Below are 26079 nucleotides of genomic sequence, written 5' to 3'. Positions count from 1 at the left end.
AGAGAGGTCCGAAGATGTTCGCTCGTACCGAGAGACTGCTGCTGAGACCGGGCTGGGCCGAGGATGCGCCCGCGCTCGCCCGGGCCATTGCCGACGAGGCGATCGTCCGGAACCTCGGCACCGCGCCCTGGCCCTATGGCGAGGCCGAGGCCCACGAGTTCCTGGCCAAGCCGCAGGACATCGTCCTGCCGCGCTTCGTGCTGCTGCGCCGGACCGATGGCGAGCCCGAGCTGATCGGCGCGGCGGGCTTCGACCGCTCGCCCTCGGGCGCGGTGGAGATCGGCTACTGGATTGCCCGCGCGCACTGGGGCCGGGGTTATGCGACCGAGGCGTGCCGGCAGCTGGTCGAGATTGCCCGGACCATCGGGCTCGACCGGCTCGAGGCGTCGCACTTCATCGACAATCCGGCGAGCGGGCGGGTGCTGGAGAAGCTCGGCTTCCGGCCTACCGGGCGGACGGCGCCGCGGCACAGCTGCGCGCGCAACGGCGAGCAGCTGGCGCGCCTGTTCACGCTCGACCTCGGCTGCGAGGAACGGGTGCTGGCGGCCTAGGCCGCCTTGCGGACGCGGCGTGCGGGCGGCTCCTGCCGATAATCGTAGGTCGCGTCCCACCCGCGAATGAGCGCGCGGTCGTCATGCTTCCACGGGTGGAAGCCCGGCAGGAAATAGCCGAGCCAGGCCGCGCCGACCTTGCGGAAGATGCCGGGCCGGCCCCACATCACCCACAGGGCCCCGGCCCAGGCGCGAAGCCCGGTGATCCCGTCCTGGCGGAGCAGTTCGAGCACGCCCTGCGTGCGATGCTGGACGAAGTTGCGGGTGACGAGCAGCATCAGGATGCTCTTCACCTTCCACCGCTTGAACCGGGTCCAGTCCTTGGTCGCCGCAAGCCAGGTGTCGTAGGCGACGCCCTTGTGCTCGATCTCCTCGACCGCATGCCAGCGCCAGAGGTCCGCGGTCGCCTGGTCGGCATTGGCGAGGTGGCGCGGATTGGCCAGCAGCTCGTGCGCGATGATCGCGGTGAAATGCTCGAGCGCCATGGTCGCGGCGAGGTCTAGGATCGGCGGCCGGCCCTTGAGGAGGTCGAGGCTCTCCTGCACGGTCTGCTCGAGCGGCGCGAGGTCGTAGCCGGCCTCGACCGCGCGGCGATTGAAGGCGAGATGCTCGCGGCTGTGGATCACTTCCTGCGTGGTGAAGGCGCGGATCTCGCCCGCCAGTTTCTCGTCGGCCTGGTCGCGGAAGGCGCGGATGCTCTCGATGAAATAGGCCTCGCCCTTGGGGAAGGTGGCGGACAGCGCATTGTAGAGCGCGGTCTCGTATGGCGAGTTGTTGAGCCACCAGCGCGGAGTCTGCTCCTCGCGGCCGAATCGGCGGTCGCGCGGGGTGATCGTCAGGTCTTCCGGGGTGACCGAAACGCGCTCGAGACTTGCCACGCTCATGCGGGTCCTCCAATCGAATGACAGAATCCTATCTGAAGATTGCTTACAAGAATGTCAATAAATGCCCTGACCCGGAAGCGGGTGTCGCCTGAGGAGAGCCGGGCCGCGGCGGTGGCGGCGGCGCGCGACCTGCTCATGCGGGAGGGTGCCGCGGCGGTGACGTTGCAGGCCGTGGCCGCGCGGGTCGGCCGAACCCACGCCAACGTCCTCCATCATTTCGGCTCGGCAGCCGGGCTCCAGCGCGCGCTTGCCGAGGATATCGCGCGAACCGTCTCAAGCTCGATCGAGAGCGCGATCGAGCAGCGCCGCCGCGGCGAGGCGAGCGAGCGCGACGTGATCGACGCCATGTTCGACGCCTTCCGCCGCGACGGCGCGGGCGAACTCATCGGCTGGGTCGCGCTGACCCGCCAGCGCGAGGCGCTCGAGCCGGTGATCGCGACCATCGAGCGGATCATCCGCACCATGCGCGCCGCGGGCGACCCCCGTCCGGTCGACCGGATGACGCTCAGCCTCACCCTGCTGGCGATCGGGGACAGCCTCGCGGGCGAAGAGATCGCGCGGGCCTGCGGGCTCGACCGTGAAGCCGTGCGCGAAGTCGCCGCCGCCCAGATCGAGGGACTTGCCGGCTCGCCCCTGCGCGACTGACGCTTACTGGCGGGCGAAAGGGATGGTCCGGCCGTTCTGGTGGAGGACGACCCGGACGAGCTTGCCGGTTTCCTCCTCGAAGACCAGCCGCGCATCGACCCCGACCGTCCGGAATTCGTTCGGCCCGATCGAATCGAGGGCGATCGGCGGCTGGCCGGTGAGTTGCGCGGTGAGACCGGCGCCGCTCCGCGCGATGGTCATGGTCGCGGGCCCGAAGGCATAGCTTCCGGCCAGGCGGTCGAGCTGCGCCGGGGTCAGCGGCGCGGCGGCGGCCTCGGGTGGAACCGGACCGGTGCGCGCGAGCGTCTCGCCGGCGAGTGCACCATTGGGGTGAAAGGTCATCACCGGCTTGCCGTCCGCGCCCGTCGCGACCGCGAAATAGCTGAGCGAATCGGGACCGTAGAAGAAGCGGTCGCCGCCGGCCCAATAGGCCTCGACCCGGGCACCGTCGGCGCGCTGCGTGTAGAGCTTGCCGTCGCGGGCGAAGAAGCGCCGTTGCCCCCCGGCGCCGCTGTAGACGCCGAACAGCGGTTCGAGCGTCCTCAGGTCCGTCGGCATGGCCTTCAACTCGGGGAAGGGAATGCCGGCGGCTTCGGCCAGCAGCCGCCGGGCGGCGATGCCGGGATTGACCGCGCCGCTGTCGCTGTTGGCCAGCGCGGCGACGAACAGCTTCTTCGAAGGGACATAGATGCTCTCGGTCGAGAAGCCCGGGATGCCGCCGTTATGCCCGATGGCGGCAAGTCCTCGGACGTCGCCGAGCGACAGCCCGAAGCCATATTTCTCGGTCGCCCCCGCCGGCATCGCGGGGGTGATCATCGCCTGGTAGCTGGCGGGCTTCACCACCTTCCCGCCGTGCAGCGCGGCGGCCCACCGGGCGAGGTCCTCGGCCGTCCCGACCAAGGCCCCCGCCCCGCTCGGAACGGTCATGTCGATCTTCTGCGAAGGCCGGTTGCCGCCGGTATAGCTCTCGACCACCGCCGGCCCGGGCTCGCAGCCGCAGCGGATCGACGTGAGCCCGAGCGGACCGGTGATCCGCTCGCGCAGCGCGGCATACCAGGGCTTGCCCGACAGTTTCTCGACGATCGCCGACAGGAGCACGTAACCCGTGTTGTTGTAGCGAAACTGGGTGCCGGGCGCGAAATCCATCGGCATGTCGCGGGTGACGTCGATCAATTGCCGCGTGGTGATCGCCCGCGCGGTATTCGCCTCGGCCATGAAGCCCGGCTTGCTGGTATAGCTGGGGATCCCCGACGTGTGATTGAGCAGTTGGCGGACGGTGACCTTGTGCCAGGCCTCCGGCGTTTCGGCGGGGAGCAGCTTGCCGAGATCGTCGTCGAGCCCGAGCCGGCCATCCTCGACATATTTGAGGACCAGGGCGGCCGTGAACTGCTTGCTGATCGAGGCGTAGCGGAAGAGGCTCGCGGGGGCCAAGGGCGCGCCGGTGGCGAGGTTGGCCTTGCCCGCTGCGCCGCGCCAGACGACCCGCCCATTCTCGCTCACGACGGCGACGATGCCCGGTCCGTCGGCCGGGGCAGCGCTCGCGAGGACCGCAGAAGCCCGCGCCGGAAAGCCTGGCGGCGTCGCATCGGCAGCTGTCGCCGCCGCCACCATCATCGCACCCATCGCCACCAGTCGCATCACGCACCCCCGGAAAAAGTCAGGGGTGTGCTATAGCGACAATACAGCAGGGTCAATGGCAGCGATTGGCCGCCGCCGCATCGTGCCGATCCAAGGGGGAAGGATCACAGGCTGGCGGCGGCGGCCCGGAATGCCATGCAGGGGAACAGGCATGTCCGTTGCCTTCCCAATGCCCGCTTTGGAATGGATGGTCTAACAACTTAGACTTGTTGTATTGATTGACTGAACCGATGACAGCCTATCTCCCCACCCTCCGCCAGCTCCAGTATCTGGTCGCGCTTCACGACCATGGTCACTTCGGCCGCGCCGCCGAGAGCTGCTTCATCACCCAGAGCACCCTGTCCGCCTCGCTGCGCGAGCTCGAGTCGCTGCTCGGCTCGACCCTCGTCGAGCGGTCGCGGCGGGTGCTGCGCTTCACGCCGCTCGGCAACCGGATCGTCGCCAAGGCCCGGCTGGTGCTGCGCTCGGCCGAGGAACTTGCCGACATGGCGCAGGCCGAGCGCGAGCCGCTGACCGGCGAACTGCGGATGGCGGTGATCCCGACCATCGCGCCCTTCCTGCTGCCCCCGCTCCTGCCGCGGCTGCGCGCCGAACATCCGCAACTGAAGCTGTTCCTGCGCGAGGAGCCGAGCGCCACGGCCTGCGACAGCCTTCACCGGGGGCTGGTCGACTGCGTGCTCCTGGCGATGCCGTTCGACTGCGGCGACATCGACCATGACGCGCTGTTCGAAGACCGCCTGCTGATCGCCTCGGCCGCCGGCGAACTTTCGGGCGACGAGATCCGTCCCGACGAGATCACCGCGGCGCGCATGCTGCTGCTCGAGGACGGGCATTGCCTCAAGGACCATGCGCTGGCGGCCTGCAACCGGCCCGAAATGCGCTCCTCGGCGATGATCCTCGGCACCTCGCTGCACACACTGGTGCAGATGGTCGACAACCGGCTCGGCGTGACCTTGGTCCCGCAAATGGCGGTCGAGGCGGGACTGCTCGACGGGACCGGGGTCGAAGTGCGGACCCTGGTATCCGAGGACGCCCGGCGAAAGATCGCGCTCGTATGGCGGCAGGGCAGCCCGCGCGAACCTGAATTCCGGCTGCTCGCAGAGGAATTGCGCCGCCTCCGGTACCCATGAAAAAGGGGCCGGCGGATCGCTCCGCCGGCCCCTCGCTCGTGATGCCAGGACTCAGGCGCCGACGGACGATCCGTCGCCGGCCTGGTCAGCCGACACCTTGCGCGCGGGCAAGAGGTCGAAGCGGTCGGCGTTCATGACCTTGACCCAGGCCTTGATGAATTGCTGCACGAACAGCGCCTCATTGCCCTTCTCGGCATAGACTTCGGCGGTGGCGCGAAGCTGCGAGTTGGAACCGAAGATGAGGTCGGTGCGGGTCGCCTTCCACTTCGGGGTCTTGCCGGCGCGGGTGAAGCCGATGAACTCCTCGTCGCTCGACGAATCGACCAGTTCCCAGAAGGTGTCGTTGTCGAGCAGGTTGACGAAGAAGTCGGTGGTCAGCTGACCCTTGCGGTCGGTGAACACGCCTTCCGGACGGTCACCATGGTTGGCGCCGAGGACGCGAAGACCGCCGACCAGCGCCGTCATCTCCGGCGCCGACAGGCCGAGCAGGGCGGCACGGTCGAGCAGCAACTCCTCCGTCCGCACCGGCTGGTGAGTCTTCAGATAGTTGCGGAAGCCGTCCGCCTGCGGCTCCATCCACTTGAAGCTGTCGACGTCGGTCCACTCCTGCGTCGCATCGCCGCGGCCGCCCTGGAAGGGCACGGTGACGTTGAAGCCGGCATCGCGCGCCGCCTTCTCGACCGCGGCCGATCCGGCAAGGACGATGGCGTCGGCCATGCTGAGCTCACCGCGCAGCTCGTCGATCTTGGCCAGCACGGGCTTCAGCTCAGCGGGCTCATTGACCTCCCAGCTGATCTGCGGCTCCAGGCGAATGCGCGCGCCATTGGCGCCGCCGCGATGATCCGACCGGCGGTAGGTCGAGGCCGAAGCCCAGGCCGTCTTGACCAGCTGCCCGATGGTGAGGCCGGACTCGAGGATCGCCTTGCTGAACCGCTCGACCTCGGCCTTGCTGGGCTCGCGGCCTTCGGGGACCGGATCCTGCCAGATCAAAGTCTCTTCCGGCACTTCCGGCCCGAGGTAGCGGATCTTCGGCCCCATGTCGCGATGGGTGAGCTTGAACCACGCGCGGGCGAAGGCATCGTCGAGCGCCGCCTGGTCGTCCTTGAAGCGGAGCGAGATCTCGCGGAACTCGGGGTCCATCTTCAGCGCCATGTCGGCGGTGGTCATCATGGTCGGCACGCGCTTGCTCGGGTCACGCGCGTCGGGAGCGAGGTCCTCGGGGTCCGGATTGACCGGCTGCCACTGCTTGGCACCCGCCGGGCTCTCGACCAGCTCATAGTCATATTTGAAGAGCAGGCGGAAATAGTCACCGCCCCACTTGGTCGGATTGTTGGACCAGCTGCCTTCGATGCCACTGGTGGTGATGTGGCCGGCACCGATCTCCTCCTCGTCGGTGAGCCAGCCGAGGCCCTGGAGGTGGATGCTTTCGGACGCCGGGTTCTTGCCGAAGCTCTCCGCCGGCTTCGCACCATGCGCCTTGCCGAAGGCGTGACCGCCGGCGGTCAGCGCGACCGTCTCCTCGCTGTTCATCGCCATGCGGCTGAAGGTCGCCTTCATGTCCCGCGCCGACTGGAGCGGGTCGGGGTTGCCGCCCGGACCCTCCGGATTGACGTAGATGAGGCCCATCTGGATCGCCGCCAGCGGCCCCTCGAGCTCGGTCGCCTCCTCGGTGATGCGGGTCGGAGCGCCGTCGCTGACCCACAGCTCCTCGGTGCCCCAGAAGGTGTCGCCCTCGCTCTGGTAGACGTCCTTGCGGCCACCGGCGAAGCCGAACACCGGGCCGCCCATGCTCTCGATCGCGACATTGCCGGCGAGGATGAAGAGGTCGGCCCAGCTGATGTTCTTCCCGTACTTCTGCTTGATCGGCCAGAGCAGCCGGCGGGCCTTGTCGAGATTGCCGTTGTCAGGCCAGCTGTTGAGCGGCTCGAAGCGCTGCTGGCCGCTGTTCGCGCCGCCGCGGCCATCGGTCACTCGGTAGGTGCCGGCCGCGTGCCAGGCCATGCGGATCATGAAGGGGCCATAATGGCCATAGTCCGCCGGCCACCACGGCTTGCTGTCGGTCATCAGCGCGGTGAGGTCGCGCTTCAGGGCGTTGTAGTCGAGCGCGTTGAACGCCTCGGCATAATCGAAGTCGGGGCCGAGCGGGTCGGGCGACACGCCGTTCTGATGCAGCATGTCGACGGGCAGGGCCTCGGGCCACCAGTCCTTGTTCTGACGGCCGAGCAGCGAACGAGCCTTGCTGGTCTGGTAGGGACATCCCCCCGAAAGATCGCCGGTTTTTGCGTCCATGGAATCAAGCCTCCTCGAGTGGAATTTCGATCTCCCCCTAGCTCCACCCGTTCATCGACCCAAACAAACAATCTTCGCCGTGACGAAAGGAAAAAGCGATTGCCGGAGTGCGGATCGAAAAGTGAAAAAGGGGAACCGCCTTCGGTCCGTTCTTGTTACTGGGGTGCAATGACGGCGACCCCCGACCAGCGTCGAGCGCGCATGACGGCCTTCTGCGGCTGGCTCATCCTGCTGATCGGCGCGAGCGCGCTGCTGCTTCCGGAAGTTGCGGCGTCGAGCGGCGCGCTGGTGGTGGGCGAACTGCTGCTCCTCGCCGGACTGCTCGAGCTGGTGGCGGCCACCGGGCGCCATGCCGCGCGCCTGCCCGCCAGCCTCGCCGGACTTGCCACCATCGCGGCGGGCGGTTTCTTCCTCGCCCGGGAGGAAACGCGCTTCCTGCCCAACATCACGGTGATGACCTTCTGGCTGGTCCTGCGCGTGATCGCGCTCGGCCTCGCGACCTTCGAGGGGCGCCATTCGGCGGTCCGCCGCTGGACGGCAATCGCCGCCGCGACCGACCTCACCCTGTCGATCATCCTCATCCTCGGCCTGCCGCTGGCGAGCATCATCGTGGCCCTGTTCGGGACGACCAGCGACCTTGTCGCGAGTTTCTCCTGGGTGCTTGCGATCAGCTTCCTCGCGACCGGCGCGATGCTGCTCCAGATCGCCAGCTGCGAGCGCGAGGGCGCCGCCTAGTCGAGCGCCGCCCGCTCGACCACGAAGCCCTTCGCCTCCAGGCGCTCGACCAGTGCGTCAATGGCCTGCGCATCGCGCGCCTCGCATTCAACCTCGATGATCGTGTCCTTGGCCGGGAGCTTCGAGAAGATGCGCTGGTGCTTGACCTCGATGATGTTGACCTCGGCCGCGTGGAAGCAGGCGGTGATCGCCGCCAGCGCACCCGGGCGGTCCTGCGCGCCGACCCGCAGCCGCGCGATCCGGCCGCAGCGGACGAGCTCGCGGATCAGCACGTTGGCGAGGAGGTGGGTGTCGATATTGCCGCCGCACAGGACGGTGCCGACGCGCTTGCCCTTGAATTGATCGGGCTTGGCCAGCAGCAGCGCGAGCCCCGCCGCGCCCGCGCCCTCGACCACGGTCTTCTCGATCCCGACCAGCAGCGCCACCGCATGCTCGAGATCCTTTTCCTCGACCAGCTCGATCCGGTCGACATGCTCCTTGATGATCGCGCGGGTAAGTCGGCCCGGCTCCTTGACCGCAATGCCCTCGGCAAGCGTGTCGCCGCCGATCGCGCCCGAACCCCCCTCGACCACATTCTTCATCGACGGGTAAAGTTCGGCCTCGACCCCGACGATCTCGATGTCCGGGTTCACCGAGCGGGCGGCGATCGCCATGCCGCTGATGAGGCCCCCGCCGCCGATGGGAACCACCAGCGTATCGAGGTCGGGCACCTCGGCCAGCATCTCGAGCGCGATCGAGCCCGTTCCCGCGACGATGGCAGGGTCGTCGAACGGATGGACGAACACCAGCCCCTCGGCCGCCTCCATCTCGCGGGCGTGGGCGTAAGCGTCGTCGAACCGCTCGCCGATCAGCACCACGCGGGCGCCATGCTCCTGCGTCTGCGCGACCTTCATCAGCGGGGTGTGGACCGGCATCACGATCGTCACCGGAATCCCGAGCCGCCTTCCGTGATAGGCGACCGCCTGCGCGTGATTGCCCGCGCTTGCGGCGATCACGCCGCGGCGACGCTCGTCCTCGCTCAGCTGAAGCAACTTGTTGAGCGCGCCCCGCTCCTTGTAGGCGGCGGTGAACTGCAGGTTCTCGAACTTCAGCCAGACCTCGGCACCGATGATCTCGGACAAGGTTCGGCCCAGCAGGAACGGGGTCTTGAGGACCGCACCCTCGATGCGGTCAGCGGCGGCGCGGATGTCGGCGATGGTCGGCGGTGTCATGTCACGCCGCCGCTACCCCTTCCCCTCCCCCATCACAATGCTAGCCTTGCGCCATGCGAACAAACCTTGCCCCGCTTGCCGCTGCCCTCCTGCTCGGTGCCGCGAGCCCCGCGACCGCCGATCTCCTCGTCACCAACGTGAAGGGTGTCCGCGCAACCCCCGACCGGAAGATCGAGCGTTTCACCGGCCTGCTGGTTGGCGACGACGGCAAGGTAAAGCGGGTCCTTAACGGCGAAACCTTCCGCCTGCCGGCCGGAACGCGAGTCCTGAACGGCGGCGGACGCACCTTGCTCCCCGGGCTGATCGACGCGCACGGCCACGTCATGGGCTATGGCATGGCGCTGGGACAGCTCGACCTCACGGGCACCCGCAGCCTCGCCGAACTGCAGCAGCGGCTGCGCGATTATGCCGCGGCCAATCCCACCCTGCCCTGGATCATCGGCCGCGGCTGGAACCAGGAATTGTGGGCCGACAAGCGCTTTCCCACCAACGCCGACCTCGACGGGATCGTGAAGGGTCGCCCGGTCTGGCTCGAGCGCGTCGACGGCCACGCCAGCGTCGCCAATTCGGCGGCGATGACCGCAGCCGGCGTCACCGACGCCACCCCCGCGCCCAATGGCGGCCGGATCGAGCAGGGTCTCTTCACCGATGCCGCCACCGACCTCGTCGCGCGGGCCATCCCGGCGCCGACCCCGGAAATGCGGCGCGAGGCGCTGTTGCGGGCCCAGACCGCGCTCCTCTCGCGCGGCCTCACCGCCGTCGCCGACATGGGAACCTCGCCCGAGGAATGGGCCGTGATGAAAGGCGGGGTCGCGCGCGGCGAACTCAGCATCCGGATCATGAGCTATGCGGCAGGCGGCCAGGCGCTGTCCGCGCTGCGCAGGACCGAGGCCAGGGGCTGGCAGGCGAACGACCGCCTCGGCCTGCTCGGGGTCAAGCTTTACGCCGATGGCGCGCTGGGTTCGCGCGGCGCGTGGCTCAAGGCGCCTTATGCCGACGCCCCGGGGGTGCGCGGGCTCCCCCTCCTCACCCCCGCCCAGCTTCGCGCCGAGATCAAGGCGGCCGGTCCGTTCCAGGTCGCCGTCCATGCCATCGGCGACGCCGCCAACGCCATGGTGCTGTCGGCCTATGAAGCGAACGGCGCGCGCGTCGGCGACAAGCGCTGGCGGGTCGAGCATGCGCAGATCCTCGACGTCGCCGACCTCGGCCGCTTCGCCCGCGACCGGGTGATCGCCTCGATGCAGCCCACCCACCAGACCAGCGACCGGCTGATGGCCGAAGCGCGGCTGGGGCCGACGCGGCTGGGCGGCGCTTATGCGTGGCAGACCATCGAGAAGAGCGGCGCGAGGCTTGCGCTCGGCTCGGACTTCCCGGTCGAGGATCCCGCCCCCTTCCCCGGCCTTGCCGCGGCGGTCAGTCGGCAGGGCCTGGACGATCAGCCCGCGGGCGGCTGGCGGCCGTGGGAGAAACTGACTCTCGGCCAGGCGCTCGCCGGCTTCACCCGCGATGCCGCCTGGGCAGGCTTCGCGGAAAGCAAGTTCGGCGCGCTCGAGCCCGGACAATGGGCCGACTTCATCCTCGTCGACCGGGATCCGGTCGCGGCCAGGCCGCACGACCTTGCGCGGACCAAGGTCCAGCAGACCTGGATCGCCGGCAAGATGGTCTGGTCGGTCAGCCCTTCGGGCGCGAAGTAGCGGCCCTGCCCGCCCGCTCGATCAGCATCGCGGGCGTCAGCACCTGCGGCAATTCCTCGGGCTCGGCCGCACCCGGCGCATACCAGAGGTAGAGCGGGATCGCGGCGCGCCCGCGACTGTCGAGGAAGCGGGTGATGACCGGGTCGGCGTCGGTCCAGTCGGCGCGGAGGACCTCGGCATTAGCCGCCTTCAGCGCGTCGCGCACGCTGTCGCGCTCGATCGTACTCGCCTCGTTGACCTTGCAGCTCAGGCACCAGTCGGCGGTAAAATAGACGAACACCGGCCGGCCCTGGGCCCGCGCGGAAGCGACCTTCGCCTCGCTCCACGCGTCGGCACCACCGACGCTGCGCGCCGCGACCGGCGCGGCCGCAGGCACGATCACGGTCGCCGCCAGCGAGGCGACCGCAGCGGCGAGCCCGACCGGCCAGGCGCGCCTGCCGCGGTGCTGGAGCCGACCGACCGCGACGAGAGGCAGGATGAGGACCGCCGCGATGGCGAGTCCGATCAGCAGCAGGGTCCCTCCGCCCTGCCGCCACAGGAGCCAGAAAGCCGCCGCCGCCGACAGGGCCATCGGCACGGCGAGCAGGCGCTGGAGTCGGATCATCCACGGACCCGGCCTCGGTAGACGCCGCCGCAACGCGGGAATGTAGGCGAGCAGCAGGAACGGCAGCGCCAGCCCGAGGCCCAGCCCCGCGAAGACCAGCAGCGCGCCCGCGGCCGGAAGCAGCAGCGCCGTCCCCAGCGCCGCGCCCATGAACGGCCCGGCGCAGGGCGTGGCGACGAAGGCGGCGAGCGCGCCGGTCGCGAAGCCACCGCGCGGGTTGCTGTCGCCGCCGAGCACCGGCAGCTTGAAGAGGCCGAGGAGATTGAGCGTGATCGCGGTCGCCAGCAGCGCCAGCACCAGCACGGTGCGCGGGTCCTGGAGCTGGAAGGCCCATCCGGCCGCGCTTCCGCCCGCGCGGATCGCCAGCAGCACCGCGCCGAGCGCGCCGGTCCCGACCACCGCTCCCGCGGTGTAACCGAGCGCATCCATCCGGGCGTGACGCTCCTCGCCGCCCGCGCGGGCCAGCGCCAGCGCCTTCAGGGCGAGAATCGGGAAGACGCAGGGCATGAGATTGAGGATGAGACCGCCCGCCAGCGCGCCGACGAACGCGATCAGCAGCACCCGCCAGGGCTCGCTCGCCCCGATCTCGCGCCCACCCTCGGGCACCGGCCCCGGCGTAGCTTCGACCTGCAAGGCGCGGCCGTTGCCGAGGTCGATCACGCCCGCCACTGCGCCGGTCGGCGCGCCGCTCAGCGGCAGCTCGGCGACCAGAGTGTCGCCCGACCGGCGGAAGCGCTGCGCGTCGGCATAGCGCACGACATTGTCGCTGATCGGGAAGAAATAGGGCTGGCCGACTCCGACCGCCGACGGAAGCGGGATCGCGATCGCGAGCGACTGGCCCGACACCGCGTAATGCGCGCCCGCCCCGATGGGCCGCGGGACCTTGGCGCGCCATTCGTCGAATCGCGCGTCGCGCGCCCCCTCGCCGACCGACAGATTGAGCGCGACCGAGCCGCGCTCGGGGACGCAGACCTCATCGGTACACACGAGATAGTCGAGGGTCGCCCGGATCGGCAGCGTGCCCCTCGCATCGGCCGGCACCTTGAGCCGGACAAGGACCGCATAAGGGCCCTTGAACACATAGTTCATCAGGCCCGCGATGGTGAGCCGGGTCGGGACGGGGTAGCGCAGCGGCCCCGCGCTCGCGCCCGGCGGGAGGTCCCATGCGACCGTCATCGCCTTGCCCGCGTCGCCCGGATTTTCCCAATAGCCGTGCCAGCCGGGTTCCGGGGTCATGAGGATCGCGAGCTCGACCTCGCGGCCCGGCACGGCGGGCCCCTCGGCGACCAGTTCGGGACGCATGTGCGCCGTGCCGGTGCCGAGCTGGGCGGCGGCCGGTGACGCGAGGAACAACAGCAACAGGGCAAGCAGGCGAAGCATCGCCGCCGCTCCTACGGCATAAGCGCGCGAAGGCGAAACGAGCCTCAAGCCCGTAGCGGCCTCCTCAGTCGAGGTTCGGCCGGAGCCAGCGCGATGCCGTCTCGACATCGACCCCGCGGCGCGCCGCATAATCCTCGAGCTGGTCCTGCCCGATCCGCGCGACGCCGAAATAGGCGCTGTCGGGATGGGCGAAGTAGAAACCCGACACCGCCGAGGCCGGGAGCATCGCGAAACTCTCGGTCAGCCGGACCCCGGCCGGTTCGCCGCCCCCCAGCAATTCAACCAGGATCGGCTTGAGGCTATGGTCCGGACAGGCCGGATAACCCGGTGCCGGCCGGATTCCGCGATAAGTCTCGCGGATCAGCTCTTCGTTGGTGAGGTTCTCGTCCGGCGCATAGCCCCACAGCTCGGTTCGAACGTGCTGGTGCAGCCGCTCGGCAAAGGCTTCGGCCAGCCGGTCGGCGAGCGCCTTCAGGAGGATGTCGCTGTAATCGTCCTTGTCGGCCTGGAAGCGCGCAAGGTGCGGCTCGATCCCGTGGATGGCGACCGCGAAGCCGCCCATCCAGTCGTCCGCCTCGGCGACGAAATCGGACAGGCACATGTTGGCGCGGCCCTCGCGCTTCTTCACCTGCTGGCGGAGGAAGGGCAGGCGCTTGCCATCGGCGATGACGTCGTCGCCCTCGCGATTCGCGGGCCACAGCCCGACCGCGCCGCGCGCGGTCAGCCAGCGCTCCTCGATGATCCGGTCGAGCATCGCCTCGGCGTCGTGGAACAGCGAGCGCGCTTCCTTGCCGACCACCGCATCGTCGAGGATGGCGGGATAGACGCCGTGCAATTCCCAGGCGCGGAAGAAGGGCGTCCAGTCGATTACCTGGCGGAGGTCGGCGAGATCCCAGTCGTCGAAGCGGTGGAGGCCCGGCCTCAGCGGCCGCGGCGACGGCCCCGCCGACTCCCCGGCAAAGCGGTTAGCGCGCGCCTCGGCCAGCGGCGACAGGTCGCTTTGCCCCCGCCCCTCGCGCTGTTCGCGCAGCTGCTGGTAGTCGCTGGCGGTGCGGCCGATCAGCTCCGCGCGCTGCGGTCCGTCGCTGACCAGCGCCGAGGCGACCCCGACCGCGCGGCTGGCGTCGAGGACGTGGATCACGGGTCCCGAGTAACGCGGCGCGATCCTTAGCGCGGTATGCGCCCGGCTGGTGGTCGCCCCGCCGATCAGCAGAGGCCGGTTCATGCCGGCGCGCTCCATCTCCTCGGCGACCGTCACCATCTCGTCGAGGCTGGGGGTGATCAGCCCCGACAGGCCGATCATGTCGGCGCCATTCTCGTTCGCCGCCTCGAGGATCTTCGGCCAGGGTGTCATGACGCCAAGGTCGATCACCTCGAAGCCGTTGCACTGCAGGACCACGCCCACGATGTTCTTGCCGATGTCGTGAACGTCGCCCTTGACGGTCGCCATCACGACCTTGCCCTTGCCGCTGCTTTCGCCCGCGACCTTTTCGGCCTCGATGAAGGGGAGCAGATGCGCGACCGCCTTCTTCATCACCCGCGCCGACTTCACCACCTGCGGCAGGAACATCTTGCCCGACCCGAACAGGTCGCCGACGATGTTCATCCCGTCCATCAGCGGGCCCTCGATCACCTCAATCGGGCGCTTCACCGTGTGGCGGGCTTCCTCGGTGTCGTCGACGATATGCGCGTCGATCCCCTTGACCAGCGCATGGGCGAGCCGCTCGCGCACCGGCCAGCTGCGCCATGCGGCCTGCGCGATCTCGACCGCGGCGTCGGTCCCGCGAAAGCGCTCGGCGAGCGCGATCAGCCGCTCGGTCGAATCCTCGCGCCGGTCGAGGATCACGTCCTCGCAGGCCTCGCGCAGCTCGGGATCGATCGCGTCATAGACGTCGAGTTGCCCGGCGTTGACGATCGCCATGTCGAGCCCGGCGGGAATGGCGTGATAAAGGAAGACCGAGTGCATCGCCCGTCGCACCGGCTCGTTGCCGCGGAACGAGAAGGACAGATTCGACAGCCCGCCCGAAATATGCGCGCCCGGGCAGCGCTCGCGGATGATCCGCGCCGCCTCGATGAAGTCGATCGCATAGCGGCGATGCTCGTCGATCCCCGTCGCCACCGCGAAGATGTTGGGGTCGAAGATGATGTCCTCGGGCGGAAAGCCGTCGCCGACGAGCAGCGCATAGGCTCGCTCGCAGATCTCGACCTTGCGCGCCGCCGTGTCGGCCTGCCCCGTCTCGTCGAAGGCCATGACGACCACCGCCGCGCCGAACGCCCGCGCGGTCCGCGCCTGCTCGAGGAAGGGCGCCTCGCCCTCCTTGAGGCTGATTGAATTGACGATCGGCTTGCCCGACACGCATTTCAGGCCGGCGAGGATCACGCTCCACTTGGAGCTGTCGATCATCACGGGTACCCGCGCGATGTCAGGCTCGGCGGCGATCCGCTTGAGGAAGACGGTCATGGCCGCCTCGCTGTCGAGCAAGGCTTCGTCCATGTTGACGTCGATCACCTGCGCGCCATTCTCGACCTGGTCGCGCGCGACCTCGACCGCCGCGTCATAGTCGCCGCCGAGGATCAGCTTCTTGAATTTGGCGGAACCGGTGACGTTGGTCCGCTCCCCGATGTTTACGAAGCGGGCGGCCGCGCCCGCGCTGTCGGTGGTCACGCGGCCAGCACCATCGGTTCGAGCCCGGCGAGCATGGTCCGCCCGTTTGTCTGCGGAAGCGCGCGCGGCGGGGCACCGGAAACGGCTTTCGCGATAGCCGCGATGTGCGCCGGGGTGGTGCCGCAGCAGCCACCGACGACATTGACCAGCCCGTCCTTCACCCATTCCGCGACCTGCGCCGCAGTCTCCTCGGCAGCCTCGTCGTAGCAGCCGAGCTCGTTCGGAAGGCCCGCATTGGGATAGGCCATGATCAGCGTGTCGGCGGTCGCGGCCAGCGCGGCGAGGTGCGGACGAAGCTGCGCCGCACCGAAGCTGCAGTTGAGCCCGATGGTCAGCGGCCGGGCATGGCGGACGCTCGCCCAGAAGGCCTCGACGGTGTGCCCCGAGAGGTTGCGCCCGCTGAGGTCGGTCAGGGTCATCGAGATCATGATCGGCGCGAGGCCGAGCGCGGCATGGATGGCCGCCTTGGCGTTCAGCGTGTCGAACACCGTCTCGATCAGGATGAAGTCGGCCCCGCCCTCGAGCAGCGCCTCGCACTGTTCGCGATAGACGTCGCGGACGGTGTCGAAATCCACCTCGCGATAGGCGGGGTCGTTGACGTCGGGCGACAGCGACAGCGTCTTGTTGGTCGGCCCGAGCGCGCCGGCGACGAAGCGCTTGCGGCCGTCCCTCGCCTCGGCTTCCTCGGCGACCTCGCGGACGATCCGGGCGGCGGCGACGTTCATGTCGCGGACCAGATGCTCGGCGCCATAATCGCCCTGGCTGATCCGGTTGGCATTGAAGCTGTTGGTGCCGAGCACCTCGGCCCCGGCCTCGACATAGCCGGTGGCGATCTCGCGGATCAGGCCCGGCCGGGTCAGGTTCAGGAGGTCGTTATTGCCCTTCTGGTCGCGGTTGAGGCTGAGCGCGCCGCGATAACATTCCTCCTTGAGGCAGGCATTCTGGATCGCGGTCCCGAAGGCCCCGTCCTTGACCAGGATGCGGCTCGCGGCGGCGGCGCGGAAGGCGTCGGCGGCAGCGCTCACTTCAGCGCCTCGGCGGCTTCGCAGGGCGCGCGCACGCCGAGCAGGTGGCAGATGGCATAAGCGAGTTCGGCCCTGTTCAAGGTGTAGAAGTGGAAGTGGCGGACGCCGCCGGCATAAAGCTGGCCGCACAGTTCGGCGGCGACCGTGGCGGCGATCAGCTGGCGCGCGGCGGGAAGCGCGTCGAGGCCCTCGAACATCGCGTCCATCCAGCCGGGAATGGCGGCGCCGCACTGGCCGGCGAAGCGGCGGGTCTGGGCGACATTGCTGACGGGCAGGATGCCGGGCACGATCTCGGCCTCGATCCCCGCCGCCGCCGCGCGGTCGCGAAAGCGGAAGAAATTGTCGGCCGAGAAGAAGAACTGGCTGATCGCCCGGTCGGCGCCGGCATCGACCTTGCGCTTCAAATTGTCGAGGTCGCTTTCGGGACAATCCGCCTGGGGGTGGACCTCGGGATAGCAGGCGACCGAAATCTCGAACGGCGCGACCTTCTTGAGGCCCGCGACCAGCGCGGCGGCGTCGGCATAGCCGTCGGGGTGAGGTCGATAGTCGCGGCCCTCCTCGGGCGGATCGCCGCGCAGCGCGACGATGTGCCGGACGCCCGCGTCCCAATAGTTGCGCGCGATGTCGTCGATCTCGCCGCGGCTGGCATCGACGCAGGTCAGGTGCGCGGCGGCGGCAAGTCCGGTCTCGGCGACGATCCGGGCGACGGTCTGGTGGGTCCGCTCGCGGGTCGAGCCGCCCGCGCCATAGGTCACCGACACGAAGCGCGGGTTGAGCGGCGCGAGCATCTGGATCGAGCGCCACAGCGTCTCGTTCATCGCATCCGACTTGGGCGGGAAGAATTCGAAGCTGACCGCAATGTCGCCGCGGGCATGGGCAAACAGCGGCGCGGGCTCGGTCGCGGGAAACGGCACGACGGCGGCGGCGGCAGCGGCGGTCATGCGGCCTTCCTTTCCTGTTCGGGACGCCCGGCCCTGACACCGGCCCAGAGCGTGACGGTCAGTTCGCCGCCCTCGAGATGGCGCACCACCCGCGCGTCGAGCCCGACGTCGCGCAGCCAGTCGAGCACCGATTCGTCGGTGAAGCCGAGCCGGGCATGCTGGGCGGTCTCGCGCAATTCCTCGCGGTCGTGCGGCGCGAAATCGATGATCAACAGGCGACCGCCCGGCCGGAGCAGCCGGGCCCCTTCGGCGATCGCGGCGGCGGGCGACTGGGCGTAATGCAGCACCTGGTGGAGAAGGACGACGTCGGCCTCGCCGTCGGGCAGCGGCAGCGCATACATGTCGCCCTGGCGGAGCGACACGGCCTGGACCCCGCTGTCCTCGAGCTTGACCCGCGCCAGCCGCAGCATTTCGGTCGAGCGGTCGATCCCGATGCTCCGCTCGGCATGGTTGCCGAACAGTTCGATCATCCGGCCCGTGCCCGTCCCGACATCGACCAGCTGGCCAATGGCGCCGTCCCCGAGCGCCTCGCGGATCGCGGCCTCGACCTCGCTGTCGGCGACGTGGAGCGAGCGGATCTGGTCCCATTCGGCGGCATGGGCGGCGAAATAGCGGGCGGCGGCCTGGGCCCGGTCGGCCCGGACCGCGGTCAGCCGCGCACGATCGGCCTCGAACTGGCGCTCGGCGGCGGCGTCACCCGAGGCTTCAATGAGGGCGAAGAGCGGGCCGACCAGCGCGTCGGGCCCGAGCTGGAGGAACACCCAGCTGCCTTCCTTGCGCCGCTCGACCAGCCCGGCGTCGGCGAGGATCTTGAGGTGACGGCTGACCCGCGGCTGGCTTTGCCCCAACACCTGGGCAAGCTCGCCCACGGTCAGCTCCATGACCCGCAGCAGCGACAGCAGCCGCAACCGACTCGAGTCGGCCACCGCCTGGAACAGGTCGGCAAGGGGGAGAGGAACACTCACCACATAAGGATATAAAGATATCTTTATATCTACAAGCGCTTGGTGCGAGGAAATCGACTCGTCGCAAAAGAGAATTGCGTCGCCATTGTGTCTCACTTACATCCGCGCGCTGGCCTGACCCAAAAATGGGGAGGTCGCTTGGGGTTCGCGTCTCGACTCAAGGGGAGGCGCGCGCCGCGAAAACAAAGGGATGGAAACCATTATGAAGAAGATCGCTCTCGCCGCCGTCGCGGTTCTGGGTCTGGGTCTGGCCGCTTGCCAGGACAACGCCCCCGACAACAACATCTCGACCGAGAACACCATCGAGACCGAAGCTGCCGCCGACACCAACTCGGCCCTGAACGCTGCCGACAACCTCGGCGCGGCTGCCGACAACGCGCTCGACGCGGCCGGCAATGCGGTCTCGAACGGCGCCAACGCCGTTTCGGCCACTGCCAACGACGTTGCCAACGGCCAGGACAACGTTGCCGGCCAGTAAGCCGCAACGTTTCTGACGTTTTCGGGAAGGGCCGTCCGGGCGACCGGGCGGCCCTTTTCTATGCGGCGGGACGCGGCCTTTTGGCCTTAAGCGCCGCCAGTTCCTTGTCGAGCGCGTCCTGCTTCTCGAGCGCGGCGAATTCGCCCGCGAGCCCCGGATCGCCGCCGATGGTCAGCGCCTCGGCCTGCCCTTCAGCAAGATCGGCGGCGCGCTCGACCTGCTCGAGGTCCGAAAGGGCCGACTTGGTCCGCTCGCCGAACACCAGTTCGCGCGCGCGCACGCTGTCCTCGGCGCATTCGAGCCGCGACTCGGCCAGCACCTGCCGGCGGACGCTTTCGCTGAGCTTGGCCTCGAGCGCGTTGATGTCGCGGACATAGCCCGAGGCCAGTTCCTCCATCCGGCCGATGTCGGCCCGCAGGCCCTGTGCACGCGGCTCGAGCTTGACCTTCTGTTCGAGCGCGGCCCGGGCAAGCGCGTCGCGGCCCTTGTCCACCGCCAGCTCGGCGCGCTGCTGCCAGTCGCCCTGCGCGGCCTCGATCCGGAACAGCTCGCCCCGCCACTTGGCGAGGTTCTTCTCGACGTCGGCGGCGTTGCGGACGAGCTTGGAAAGCTCGCGCTGCATCTCGGCCACGACCGCGTCGGCGCTGGCCACCGGCGTGCTCGCCAGCTTGCGCCCGAAGGTGCGGCGCTCTTCCGGCGTCCAGATGTCGGAGGGCGCCCGAACCAGTTCGCGCGGCTGGTTGCTGACGGTGGTGGGCACGACCCGTCCGCTATCGATCAGCGGGGTGCCGTCGGTAGTCCAGATGATGCCCCTCGCTTCGATCGGGCGGTTCCAGATGGTCGGCTGGCGGACGAAGCCGAAGATGCGGCGGCCGACCGACTTGAAGCCGGCGATCACCACCCAGATCCAGAAGATGCCGAACAACAGCCCCATGACGCCCTCGATCATCGCGGGCGGCACGTTAAATGCAAGCCGCTAACGAATGGTGTGCGCCACTCAGAAGGTCCGCAGCGGCCCCTGGACCCGGAAGTCGGCGTCGACGAGCACATCGGCGGGCAGCAGCGCCCGCACTTGCTCAATCCGCGCGGCGCTTTCGACCCCGATTTCGAAGCACTGGCTGACCGGATTATAACCGCTGCTCCAACTCCCGATCCGGGCGGCACGGAGCCGCTCCGTGATGAGGTCGCGCGCCCGGCCGATCTCCTCCTGGCTTCGCTTGGCGGTGCGGACCGCGATCCGATCGCGGATTTCCGGTGGAGCGAGGCGCTGGATCTCGGCGAGGGACGGCGGCCGGGTGAAGGCGACCACGAAGGTGTAGCGCGGCACGTGCTCGACCCAGTGGTCGCTGTAGCCGGGCAAGCGCACGACCTTCTCGATCAACGGATAGATGAAGGGCTCGAGCCGAGCGCTCTCGGGGCTGATTGCGCCCAACTGCGCACGCGCGGCGGCAGGGTCGCAGACCCGCTCCGATGTTGGCGTGGACTCGGCGCCCGGGCTGGCCGCGCAGGCGGCGAGCGCGAAGGCTGAGAAGGCGGCAGCGATCCTGATCATCGCGCCCCAACGAAAAGGGCCGGAGGATTGCTCCCCCGGCCCTTCGCGTGTCGGTCGGACGAAACGGACTTAGAAGTCCATGCCACCCATGCCGCCCATGCCGCCCGGCATGCCGCCGGCCGCGGGCTTGTCGTCGGCCAGCTCGCTCACCGCCGCTTCGGTGGTGATGAGGAGACCGGCGACCGAGGCCGCATCCTGGAGCGCGGTTCGGACGACCTTGGTCGGGTCGATCACGCCGGCCGCAACCAGGTTCTCGTAGGTGTCGGTCTGGGCGTTGAAGCCGAGGTTGGCGTCGCCGCCATCCAGGAGCTTGCCCGAGATCACCGCACCGTCATGACCGGCGTTGGACGCGATCTGGCGGACCGGCGCATAGAGCGCCTTGCGGATGATATCGATGCCGCGGGTCTGGTCGTCGTTGGCCCCCTTGAGGCCCTCGAGCGCCTTGGTCGCATAGAGCAGCGCAGTGCCGCCACCGGGGACGATGCCCTCTTCGACGGCCGCGCGGGTCGCGTGCAGCGCGTCGTCGACGCGGTCCTTGCGCTCCTTGACCTCGACCTCGGTCGAACCGCCGACCTTGATCACGGCGACACCGCCGGCGAGCTTCGCGAGGCGCTCCTGGAGCTTCTCGCGGTCATAGTCGCTGGTGGTGACTTCGATCTGCTGGCGAATCGCGGCGACGCGGCCCTCGATGCCGTCCTTGGCACCGGCGCCATCGACGATGGTGGTGTTGTCCTTGTCGATGGTGACGCGCTTGGCGGTGCCGAGCATGCCGACGGTGACGTTCTCCAGCTTGATGCCGAGATCCTCCGAGATCATCTCGCCGCCGGTCAGGATGGCGATGTCCTCGAGCATCGCCTTGCGACGATCACCGAAGCCCGGCGCCTTGACGGCCGCGACCTTGAGGCCGCCGCGCAGCTTGTTGACGACCAGGGTCGCCAGCGCCTCGCCCTCGATGTCCTCGGCGATGATCAGCAGCGGACGACCCGACTGCACGACCGCCTCGAGGATCGGAAGCATCGCCTGGAGGTTCGAGAGCTTCTTCTCGTGGATGAGGATGTACGGGTCGTTGAGTTCGACCTGCATCTTCTCGGGGTTGGTGATGAAGTAGGGCGACAGGTAGCCGCGGTCGAACTGCATGCCTTCGACGACGTCGAGCTCGAACTCGAGACCCTTGGCCTCCTCGACGGTGATGACGCCTTCCTTGCCGACCTTGTCCATCGCCTCGGCGATCTTCTCGCCGACTTCACGGTCGCCGTTGGCCGAGATGATGCCGACCTGGGCGACTTCCTGGCTGTTGGCGACGGGCTTCGAACGGCCCTTGATGTCCTCGACGACCTTGGTGACCGCGAGGTCGATGCCGCGCTTCAGGTCCATCGGGTTCATGCCGGCCGCGACCGACTTCATGCCCTCGCGGACGATCGCCTGGGCGAGCACGGTGGCGGTGGTGGTGCCGTCGCCGGCGAGATCGTTGGTCTTCGAGGCCACCTCGCGCAGCATCTGCGCGCCCATGTTCTCGAACTTGTCCTTGAGCTCGATCTCCTTGGCGACGGTGACGCCGTCCTTGGTGATGCGCGGCGCGCCGAAGCTCTTCTCGATGACGACGTTGCGGCCCTTCGGCCCCAGCGTCACCTTGACCGCGTCGGCGAGGATGTCGACGCCGCGAAGAATGCGCTCGCGGGCGTCACGGCTGAATTTCACGTCCTTGGCTGCCATGTGGCTACCCTTTCAGTTTTTGAAGTTGGTGTTGATCACGGATGGCGCTGCCGGAGCAGCAGGTGATCGGGTCAGCCGACGATCCCGAGGATGTCGCTTTCCTTCATGATGATGAGGTCTTCACCGTCGACCTTGACCTCGGTGCCCGACCACTTGCCGAACAGGATGCGGTCGCCGGCCTTGACCTCGAGCGGGGTGATGGTCCCCTGGTCGTTGCGGGCGCCGGTGCCGATGGCGACGACTTCGCCTTCCTGCGGCTTTTCCTTGGCGGTATCGGGAATGATGATCCCACCCGCGGTCTTCGCTTCGGCTTCGACGCGGCGGACGAGGACTCGATCGTGAAGCGGCCTGAAAGCCATATGCTAGCCCCTAACAGTTGCTCGGTTGAAAATGCTTCCGCTGGCACTCCACTAAGGAGAGTGCCAAGCGACGCCGGGCATATGGTTCGGGGGTCTGCCGACGTCAATGGTCGGTTCATTCATCGGGAGGCAAGGCCTTGAGGATGGCGAAAAAACTTCTGATTTCCCTGGCCTTGGCGAGTGCGCTTGCTGCTTGCGCGACCGAAGGCCCGAAGCCTCTCCCCGCCGCCCCCGCCAAGTTCGGCTGGGGCCATAGCGACCGGGCGGCGCAGGCCGAGGCGCGGGTCTTCGGCGGAACCCTCCCGCTCAAGGCCGGCGAATGGAAATGGAATGCCGCGGCGCCCAAGGCAGGAGCGTCGGAGCTGGTCGTCAGCCTCGGCCGCCAGCGGGCGTGGCTCTATCGCGGCGGCGAGCTGGCGGCGGTGACCACCATCTCCAGCGGAAGCCCGGGTCACGAGAGCCCGGTCGGGCGCTTCCCGATCATGGAGAAACAGCGCTTCCACCGCTCCAACCGCTATTCGGCGGCGCCGATGCCGTTCATGCAGCGGTTGAACCAGTGGGGGGTCGCGCTCCACGGCGGGGCAATCCCGCCCTACCCCGCCAGCCACGGCTGCATCCGACTGCCCATGGCTTTCGCCGAAAAGCTCTACGCGGTGACCGCGGTCGGCACCCCGGTCTGGGTCGAGGACTGAGGCGGAACGAGGCCGAGCGCCTCGCGGCGTGACCAGCGCCACAGCATGAGGACCGCGACCGCGGCGAGCCCGACCGCGAGGCCGATCCAGATGCCGCGCCCAGCGAGCGGCGTCTTGAAGGCGAGCCAGGCGCCGGTCCCGATCCCGATCCCCCAATAGCCGAGCGCCGCGAACAGCATCGGCACGCGGGTGTCGTGGAGCCCGCGCAGGATCGCGACCCCGATCACCTGCATCCCGTCGGCCAGCTGGAAGACGGCGGCGATCATCAGGAACTGGACCGCGGTCGCGAGCACGGCCGCGCTTTCGGGCTTGGTGGAATCGAGGAACTGGAGCGCAAGCTCGCGCGGGAAGATCCACATCACCAGCGCCGAGGCGGCAGCGAAGGCAGCCGCAAGCCCGATCGCCGCCTTGCCGGCGCGCGCGATCCAGCGCGGGTCGGCGGCGCCATGGCCATAGCCGACGCGGACCGTGGCGGCCTGGCTGAGGCCCAGCGGCACCATGAACATGAGCGCGGCGATCTGGAGGGCGATGACGTGGGCGGCGACGCTGATCGTGTCGATCAGGCCCATCAGATAGACCGCGGCGGAAAAGACCCCGACCTCGAACGACCAGGTCAGCCCGATCGGGATCCCGAGCCGGGCGAGCTCCTTGAACCGTGCCCAGTCGGACCGCCACCAGTGGCCAAAGAGATGCATCATCCGCAGCCGCGGCAGGAAGGCCACCGCGAGCGCCTGGGCGGCCAGCATAAAGATGTTGGTGATCAGCGTCGCGAAGGCCGAGCCCTCGAGGCCCAGAGCGGGCAGGCCGAAATGACCGAAGATCAGCGCGTAATTGAGGAAGATGTTGAGGACGACCCCGCCGAGCGCGATTCCCAAGGGGATCCAGGCCCGGTCGAAGGCGGTCAGCAGGTTGCGCATGACGAAGGCGAGCAGGGTCGGCCACAGTGCCCAGCGGACGATGTCCATGAACTGGCCAGCCATGACGCTCAATGCCGGATCCTGCCCGAAGGCGCGGAAGATGCCTTCCGCGAAGGACAGCAGGATGGTCGCGGCGATGGCGTAGAAGGTGACCAGCCACAGCCCCATGCGGAAGCTCCGCCGGCTGTCGCGAGCCGCCCCCTTCCGCCGCCCGAGCGCCGAGGCGATCATGGGTGAGATGGCAACTGAGAAGCCGACCCCGGTGAAGAGCAGGAGATTGTAGAGGTTCACCGCCAGCGCCGATGCGGCGAGCGGTTCGGGCCCCAGCCGGCCGAGCATCAGCACGTCGGTGGTGGTGATGGCGGTCGCGGCAAGGTTGGACAGCACCAGCGGCCCCGCCAGCCGAAGCGTCGCACCCACTTCCTCGCGGGTGGTCCTGGGAGCAGTCGGAAGCGCGGGCATGCCGCGCGCTCTAGCGCGAGCGGGGGGACGTGACCACCGTGGCTGGGGCGGGTGGAGCCGAGCTCAGGTCTGCTTTCGACCCATTGCGGACATTGGACCGTGCGGTAGAGTCGATCGATGCTAGACGAGTTGCCCCTGCACGATGCGACGTTCGATGGCATCTTGCTCAAGGACAAAAACGCCAAGCTCCACTTCACGACTGTGAAAGGGGCAAGGCGGGAAGTCAGGCTCTCCGGCGTTGATGCGCTACACCTTAGTGACTTCCGGGAAGGCAATATCGTGGTCTTCACGGGAGTAAGCTCGAAGGAAGTCCCTCAGCACGGCGTTGATTGGGAGCGACTTTACCCCTCGCCACATCCATCCGCTGCGGAGAGCTACCACAACGACTGGCGAGCCCACTTGTCCAGCAAACAGGAGGCTCTTCGCTCCGGCAATCTCATGTTGCTCCAAGTTGTGCCGGCTCATGGAGCCGACCTCCTTGCCACCTGTCGGACCGTCACTTTCGTTTAAAGGGATAAGTGAGGTCGCAACGTCCGCTTTCCACACATTGCAGGCATGCGAGTAGCGAGCCATTCTTCGCAACCATGAGAAGCTTCGCCTGCTCGTTACTGATCTTTGCCAGCGCCTGCTCAACCTCAAAGGGAAGCGGCGCCGACCGTATCGTGGATGCGATCGAAGAGCAGGTGCAGCTCCCGAGCGGAGCATCGCCGCTTCAGGACTACGCCCGGCACTACGCGGTGGACGCCAACGGTCGCATGGGGGCTGGCAGGGGCAGAATCATCGGGGTCTATCTACTGCCGGAACCGCCTCGGCCAACAGGCCCGGGCATTGGATGCTCTGAGGTGGTCGTCCAACCGAATGGCCAGGAAACTCTGAAGGACGTGCCTTGCCCTCTCGAAGGACAAGGGAAGGGCGATGTTTCCGCCGGAGAGCGGCGCTGGTTCGATGATGTAGAAGCACTACCCACCATCAACGATGGCGGATGCATGATGGTTACGGTCATATTCAATCCGTCCACTCAGCGTGTCGAACTAGCTGAATGTAACGGTGGCGCTTGACGTCCGCTTTCGACTCCTTTGCGGAAGTTAGGAAGTAGCGGCGCTGTGTCGTCGCGAGAGGCCGAGGATGATGGCGACCGCAACACCGCCGACGAGGAAGCCCTTCGAGAACACGTTCCAGTCTGCGGCAGTGAAGCCATTGTCCCACATCAACGTCGCGATGCCCAAGGCGCCGATACCCGCCGCAACCCACTGTCGCATCCATGCTCCCCTTGCGTGACTTCGCATTCCACCCGTCGCCAAGGCGTGAGTCAATGTCCGCTTTTCTTGCGGACATTTGGGGCCGCTGCGATGGTCGGCAATGGCTTATCAATGCTGCTATTGTGAACAGAATATCGAGCGATCCGACCGGGCCGCTGTCCACTTCAGCCTTTCAAGCTTGTGGAAAGAGAGTGACGGGACCCAGGCCCTGTTCGCTCACTCGCATTGCGCGGCTGCGAAGCTTTTCGGCCAGTTAGGCCCGTCAGTGCCCGCAGATACGGAGATGTTTG

Annotated in this window: 23 protein-coding genes; 8 read left to right on the top strand and 15 right to left on the bottom strand. The window is 68.2% G+C overall.

The annotated features are described in order from the left end of the window. Positions 1-14 precede the first annotated feature (14 nt). On the top strand, positions 15-551 hold the full coding sequence (locus tag BS69_RS0100630; protein ID WP_051676385.1) for a GNAT family N-acetyltransferase: 537 nt from the start codon (positions 15-17) through the stop codon (positions 549-551). Here the strand turns inward: BS69_RS0100630 and BS69_RS0100625 are convergent. After that, a complete protein-coding gene (locus tag BS69_RS0100625; protein ID WP_029940056.1) occupies positions 548-1435 on the bottom strand; it encodes a metal-dependent hydrolase in 888 nt (295 codons plus the stop codon). The genes BS69_RS0100630 and BS69_RS0100625 overlap by 4 nt on opposite strands. Positions 1436-1486: 51 nt before the next feature. Here BS69_RS0100625 and BS69_RS0100620 point away from each other — a divergent pair, with 51 nt between their 5' ends. After that, positions 1487-2080: a TetR/AcrR family transcriptional regulator gene (locus BS69_RS0100620; protein ID WP_029940055.1), complete on the top strand. Its 594-nt coding sequence runs from the start codon at positions 1487-1489 to the stop codon at positions 2078-2080. Between the two features lie 3 nt (positions 2081-2083). On the opposite strand, the gene BS69_RS0100615 is transcribed toward BS69_RS0100620, so the two are convergent. Continuing rightward, positions 2084-3718, bottom strand: a complete 1635-nt coding sequence (locus BS69_RS0100615; RefSeq protein WP_029940054.1) for a serine hydrolase domain-containing protein — start codon at positions 3716-3718, stop codon at positions 2084-2086. Positions 3719-3948: 230 nt separating this feature from the next. Between BS69_RS0100615 and BS69_RS0100610 the strand changes: the two genes are divergently transcribed. Further along, positions 3949-4848 (top strand): hydrogen peroxide-inducible genes activator, encoded by a 900-nt coding sequence (locus BS69_RS0100610; RefSeq protein ID WP_029940053.1) that lies wholly within the window; start codon positions 3949-3951, stop codon positions 4846-4848. 51 nt (positions 4849-4899) lie between these two features. On the opposite strand, the gene katG is transcribed toward BS69_RS0100610, so the two are convergent. Next, entirely contained in the window at positions 4900-7137 is a 2238-nt protein-coding gene (gene katG, locus BS69_RS0100605; RefSeq protein ID WP_051676384.1) for a catalase/peroxidase HPI, read from the bottom strand. A gap of 201 nt (positions 7138-7338) precedes the next feature. Here katG and BS69_RS0100600 point away from each other — a divergent pair, with 201 nt between their 5' ends. Continuing rightward, positions 7339-7872 (top strand): hypothetical protein, encoded by a 534-nt coding sequence (locus BS69_RS0100600; RefSeq protein ID WP_156956778.1) that lies wholly within the window; start codon positions 7339-7341, stop codon positions 7870-7872. Here BS69_RS0100600 and BS69_RS0100595 read toward each other — a convergent pair. Continuing rightward, positions 7869-9083, bottom strand: coding sequence for a threonine ammonia-lyase (locus BS69_RS0100595; RefSeq protein WP_037504277.1), 1215 nt, complete (start codon positions 9081-9083; stop codon positions 7869-7871). The two genes, BS69_RS0100600 and BS69_RS0100595, sit on opposite strands and share 4 nt — an antisense overlap. A gap of 53 nt (positions 9084-9136) precedes the next feature. Here BS69_RS0100595 and BS69_RS0100590 point away from each other — a divergent pair, with 53 nt between their 5' ends. Beyond that, complete coding sequence (locus BS69_RS0100590; protein WP_029940049.1) at positions 9137-10777, top strand: amidohydrolase; 1641 nt, start codon at positions 9137-9139, stop codon at positions 10775-10777. On the opposite strand, the gene BS69_RS0100585 is transcribed toward BS69_RS0100590, so the two are convergent. From BS69_RS0100585 to BS69_RS0100565, 5 genes are all read right to left on the bottom strand, one after another. Next, complete coding sequence (locus BS69_RS0100585) at positions 10755-12761, bottom strand: protein-disulfide reductase DsbD family protein (RefSeq protein WP_037504275.1); 2007 nt, start codon at positions 12759-12761, stop codon at positions 10755-10757. The two genes, BS69_RS0100590 and BS69_RS0100585, sit on opposite strands and share 23 nt — an antisense overlap. A gap of 64 nt (positions 12762-12825) precedes the next feature. Further along, positions 12826-15426: a methionine synthase gene (gene metH / locus BS69_RS0100580; protein ID WP_029940047.1), complete on the bottom strand. Its 2601-nt coding sequence runs from the start codon at positions 15424-15426 to the stop codon at positions 12826-12828. Continuing rightward, positions 15423-16451, bottom strand: coding sequence for a homocysteine S-methyltransferase family protein (locus tag BS69_RS14450; protein WP_029940046.1), 1029 nt, complete (start codon positions 16449-16451; stop codon positions 15423-15425). The genes metH and BS69_RS14450 overlap by 4 nt, the downstream gene beginning before the upstream one ends. Next, positions 16448-17392 carry a methylenetetrahydrofolate reductase [NAD(P)H] gene (gene metF, locus BS69_RS0100570; protein ID WP_051676382.1) on the bottom strand — a complete coding sequence of 315 codons (945 nt, stop codon included), beginning with the start codon at positions 17390-17392 and terminating at the stop codon, positions 16448-16450. Before metF ends, BS69_RS14450 begins: the two co-directional genes overlap by 4 nt. Then, entirely contained in the window at positions 17389-18357 is a 969-nt protein-coding gene (locus tag BS69_RS0100565) for an ArsR/SmtB family transcription factor (RefSeq protein ID WP_029940044.1), read from the bottom strand. Before BS69_RS0100565 ends, metF begins: the two co-directional genes overlap by 4 nt. A gap of 202 nt (positions 18358-18559) precedes the next feature. Here BS69_RS0100565 and BS69_RS0100560 point away from each other — a divergent pair, with 202 nt between their 5' ends. Further along, positions 18560-18835: a hypothetical protein gene (locus BS69_RS0100560; protein WP_051676380.1), complete on the top strand. Its 276-nt coding sequence runs from the start codon at positions 18560-18562 to the stop codon at positions 18833-18835. Positions 18836-18893: 58 nt separating this feature from the next. Here BS69_RS0100560 and BS69_RS0100555 read toward each other — a convergent pair whose 3' ends face one another. From BS69_RS0100555 to groES, 4 genes are all read right to left on the bottom strand, one after another. Beyond that, positions 18894-19784, bottom strand: a complete 891-nt coding sequence (locus BS69_RS0100555; protein ID WP_029940042.1) for a PspA/IM30 family protein — start codon at positions 19782-19784, stop codon at positions 18894-18896. Between the two features lie 48 nt (positions 19785-19832). Then, positions 19833-20387 carry a hypothetical protein gene (locus BS69_RS0100550; RefSeq protein WP_029940041.1) on the bottom strand — a complete coding sequence of 185 codons (555 nt, stop codon included), beginning with the start codon at positions 20385-20387 and terminating at the stop codon, positions 19833-19835. 69 nt (positions 20388-20456) lie between these two features. Next, positions 20457-22100, bottom strand: coding sequence for a chaperonin GroEL (groL, locus tag BS69_RS0100545; protein ID WP_029940040.1), 1644 nt, complete (start codon positions 22098-22100; stop codon positions 20457-20459). A gap of 71 nt (positions 22101-22171) precedes the next feature. Further along, positions 22172-22459 carry a co-chaperone GroES gene (groES, locus tag BS69_RS0100540; protein ID WP_029940039.1) on the bottom strand — a complete coding sequence of 96 codons (288 nt, stop codon included), beginning with the start codon at positions 22457-22459 and terminating at the stop codon, positions 22172-22174. Positions 22460-22632: 173 nt separating this feature from the next. On the opposite strand from groES, the gene BS69_RS0100535 reads away from it, so the two are divergent. Next, the gene (locus BS69_RS0100535; protein ID WP_211248091.1) at positions 22633-23151 is read left to right on the top strand and encodes a L,D-transpeptidase family protein; all 519 of its coding nucleotides are present in this window, start codon (positions 22633-22635) and stop codon (positions 23149-23151) included. Here BS69_RS0100535 and BS69_RS0100530 read toward each other — a convergent pair. Further along, the gene (locus BS69_RS0100530; RefSeq protein WP_037504273.1) at positions 23106-24530 is read right to left on the bottom strand and encodes an MATE family efflux transporter; all 1425 of its coding nucleotides are present in this window, start codon (positions 24528-24530) and stop codon (positions 23106-23108) included. The genes BS69_RS0100535 and BS69_RS0100530 overlap by 46 nt on opposite strands. A 584-nt stretch (positions 24531-25114) precedes the next feature. On the opposite strand from BS69_RS0100530, the gene BS69_RS14075 reads away from it, so the two are divergent. After that, positions 25115-25588, top strand: coding sequence for a hypothetical protein (locus BS69_RS14075; RefSeq protein ID WP_156956777.1), 474 nt, complete (start codon positions 25115-25117; stop codon positions 25586-25588). Positions 25589-25615: 27 nt separating this feature from the next. On the opposite strand, the gene BS69_RS14070 is transcribed toward BS69_RS14075, so the two are convergent. Next, positions 25616-25789 carry a hypothetical protein gene (locus BS69_RS14070; protein WP_156956776.1) on the bottom strand — a complete coding sequence of 58 codons (174 nt, stop codon included), beginning with the start codon at positions 25787-25789 and terminating at the stop codon, positions 25616-25618. Between the last annotated feature and the right edge of the window lie 290 nt (positions 25790-26079).

Source organism: Sphingomonas astaxanthinifaciens DSM 22298 (genome assembly GCF_000711715.1).
GTDB classification, from domain to species: Bacteria; Pseudomonadota; Alphaproteobacteria; order Sphingomonadales; family Sphingomonadaceae; genus Sphingomicrobium; species Sphingomicrobium astaxanthinifaciens_A.
The sequence above is the reverse complement of the archived record's forward strand: the minus strand, read 5'-3'. Positions and strand labels throughout refer to the sequence as shown.

Coding starts and splice junctions, on each gene's coding strand:
- BS69_RS0100630 (WP_051676385.1), top strand. CDS start 15: ATGTTCGCTCGTACCGAGAGACTGCTGCTGAGACCGGGCTGGGCCGAG.
- BS69_RS0100625 (WP_029940056.1), bottom strand. CDS start 1,435: ATGAGCGTGGCAAGTCTCGAGCGCGTTTCGGTCACCCCGGAAGACCTG.
- BS69_RS0100620 (WP_029940055.1), top strand. CDS start 1,487: ATGTCAATAAATGCCCTGACCCGGAAGCGGGTGTCGCCTGAGGAGAGC.
- BS69_RS0100615 (WP_029940054.1), bottom strand. CDS start 3,718: ATGCGACTGGTGGCGATGGGTGCGATGATGGTGGCGGCGGCGACAGCT.
- BS69_RS0100610 (WP_029940053.1), top strand. CDS start 3,949: ATGACAGCCTATCTCCCCACCCTCCGCCAGCTCCAGTATCTGGTCGCG.
- katG (WP_051676384.1), bottom strand. CDS start 7,137: ATGGACGCAAAAACCGGCGATCTTTCGGGGGGATGTCCCTACCAGACC.
- BS69_RS0100600 (WP_156956778.1), top strand. CDS start 7,339: ATGACGGCCTTCTGCGGCTGGCTCATCCTGCTGATCGGCGCGAGCGCG.
- BS69_RS0100595 (WP_037504277.1), bottom strand. CDS start 9,083: ATGACACCGCCGACCATCGCCGACATCCGCGCCGCCGCTGACCGCATC.
- BS69_RS0100590 (WP_029940049.1), top strand. CDS start 9,137: ATGCGAACAAACCTTGCCCCGCTTGCCGCTGCCCTCCTGCTCGGTGCC.
- BS69_RS0100585 (WP_037504275.1), bottom strand. CDS start 12,761: ATGCTTCGCCTGCTTGCCCTGTTGCTGTTGTTCCTCGCGTCACCGGCC.
- metF (WP_051676382.1), bottom strand. CDS start 17,392: ATGACCGCCGCTGCCGCCGCCGCCGTCGTGCCGTTTCCCGCGACCGAG.
- BS69_RS0100560 (WP_051676380.1), top strand. CDS start 18,560: ATGAAGAAGATCGCTCTCGCCGCCGTCGCGGTTCTGGGTCTGGGTCTG.
- BS69_RS0100555 (WP_029940042.1), bottom strand. CDS start 19,784: ATGATCGAGGGCGTCATGGGGCTGTTGTTCGGCATCTTCTGGATCTGG.
- BS69_RS0100550 (WP_029940041.1), bottom strand. CDS start 20,387: ATGATCAGGATCGCTGCCGCCTTCTCAGCCTTCGCGCTCGCCGCCTGC.
- groL (WP_029940040.1), bottom strand. CDS start 22,100: ATGGCAGCCAAGGACGTGAAATTCAGCCGTGACGCCCGCGAGCGCATT.
- groES (WP_029940039.1), bottom strand. CDS start 22,459: ATGGCTTTCAGGCCGCTTCACGATCGAGTCCTCGTCCGCCGCGTCGAA.
- BS69_RS0100530 (WP_037504273.1), bottom strand. CDS start 24,530: ATGCCCGCGCTTCCGACTGCTCCCAGGACCACCCGCGAGGAAGTGGGT.
- BS69_RS14075 (WP_156956777.1), top strand. CDS start 25,115: ATGAGAAGCTTCGCCTGCTCGTTACTGATCTTTGCCAGCGCCTGCTCA.
- BS69_RS14070 (WP_156956776.1), bottom strand. CDS start 25,789: ATGCGACAGTGGGTTGCGGCGGGTATCGGCGCCTTGGGCATCGCGACG.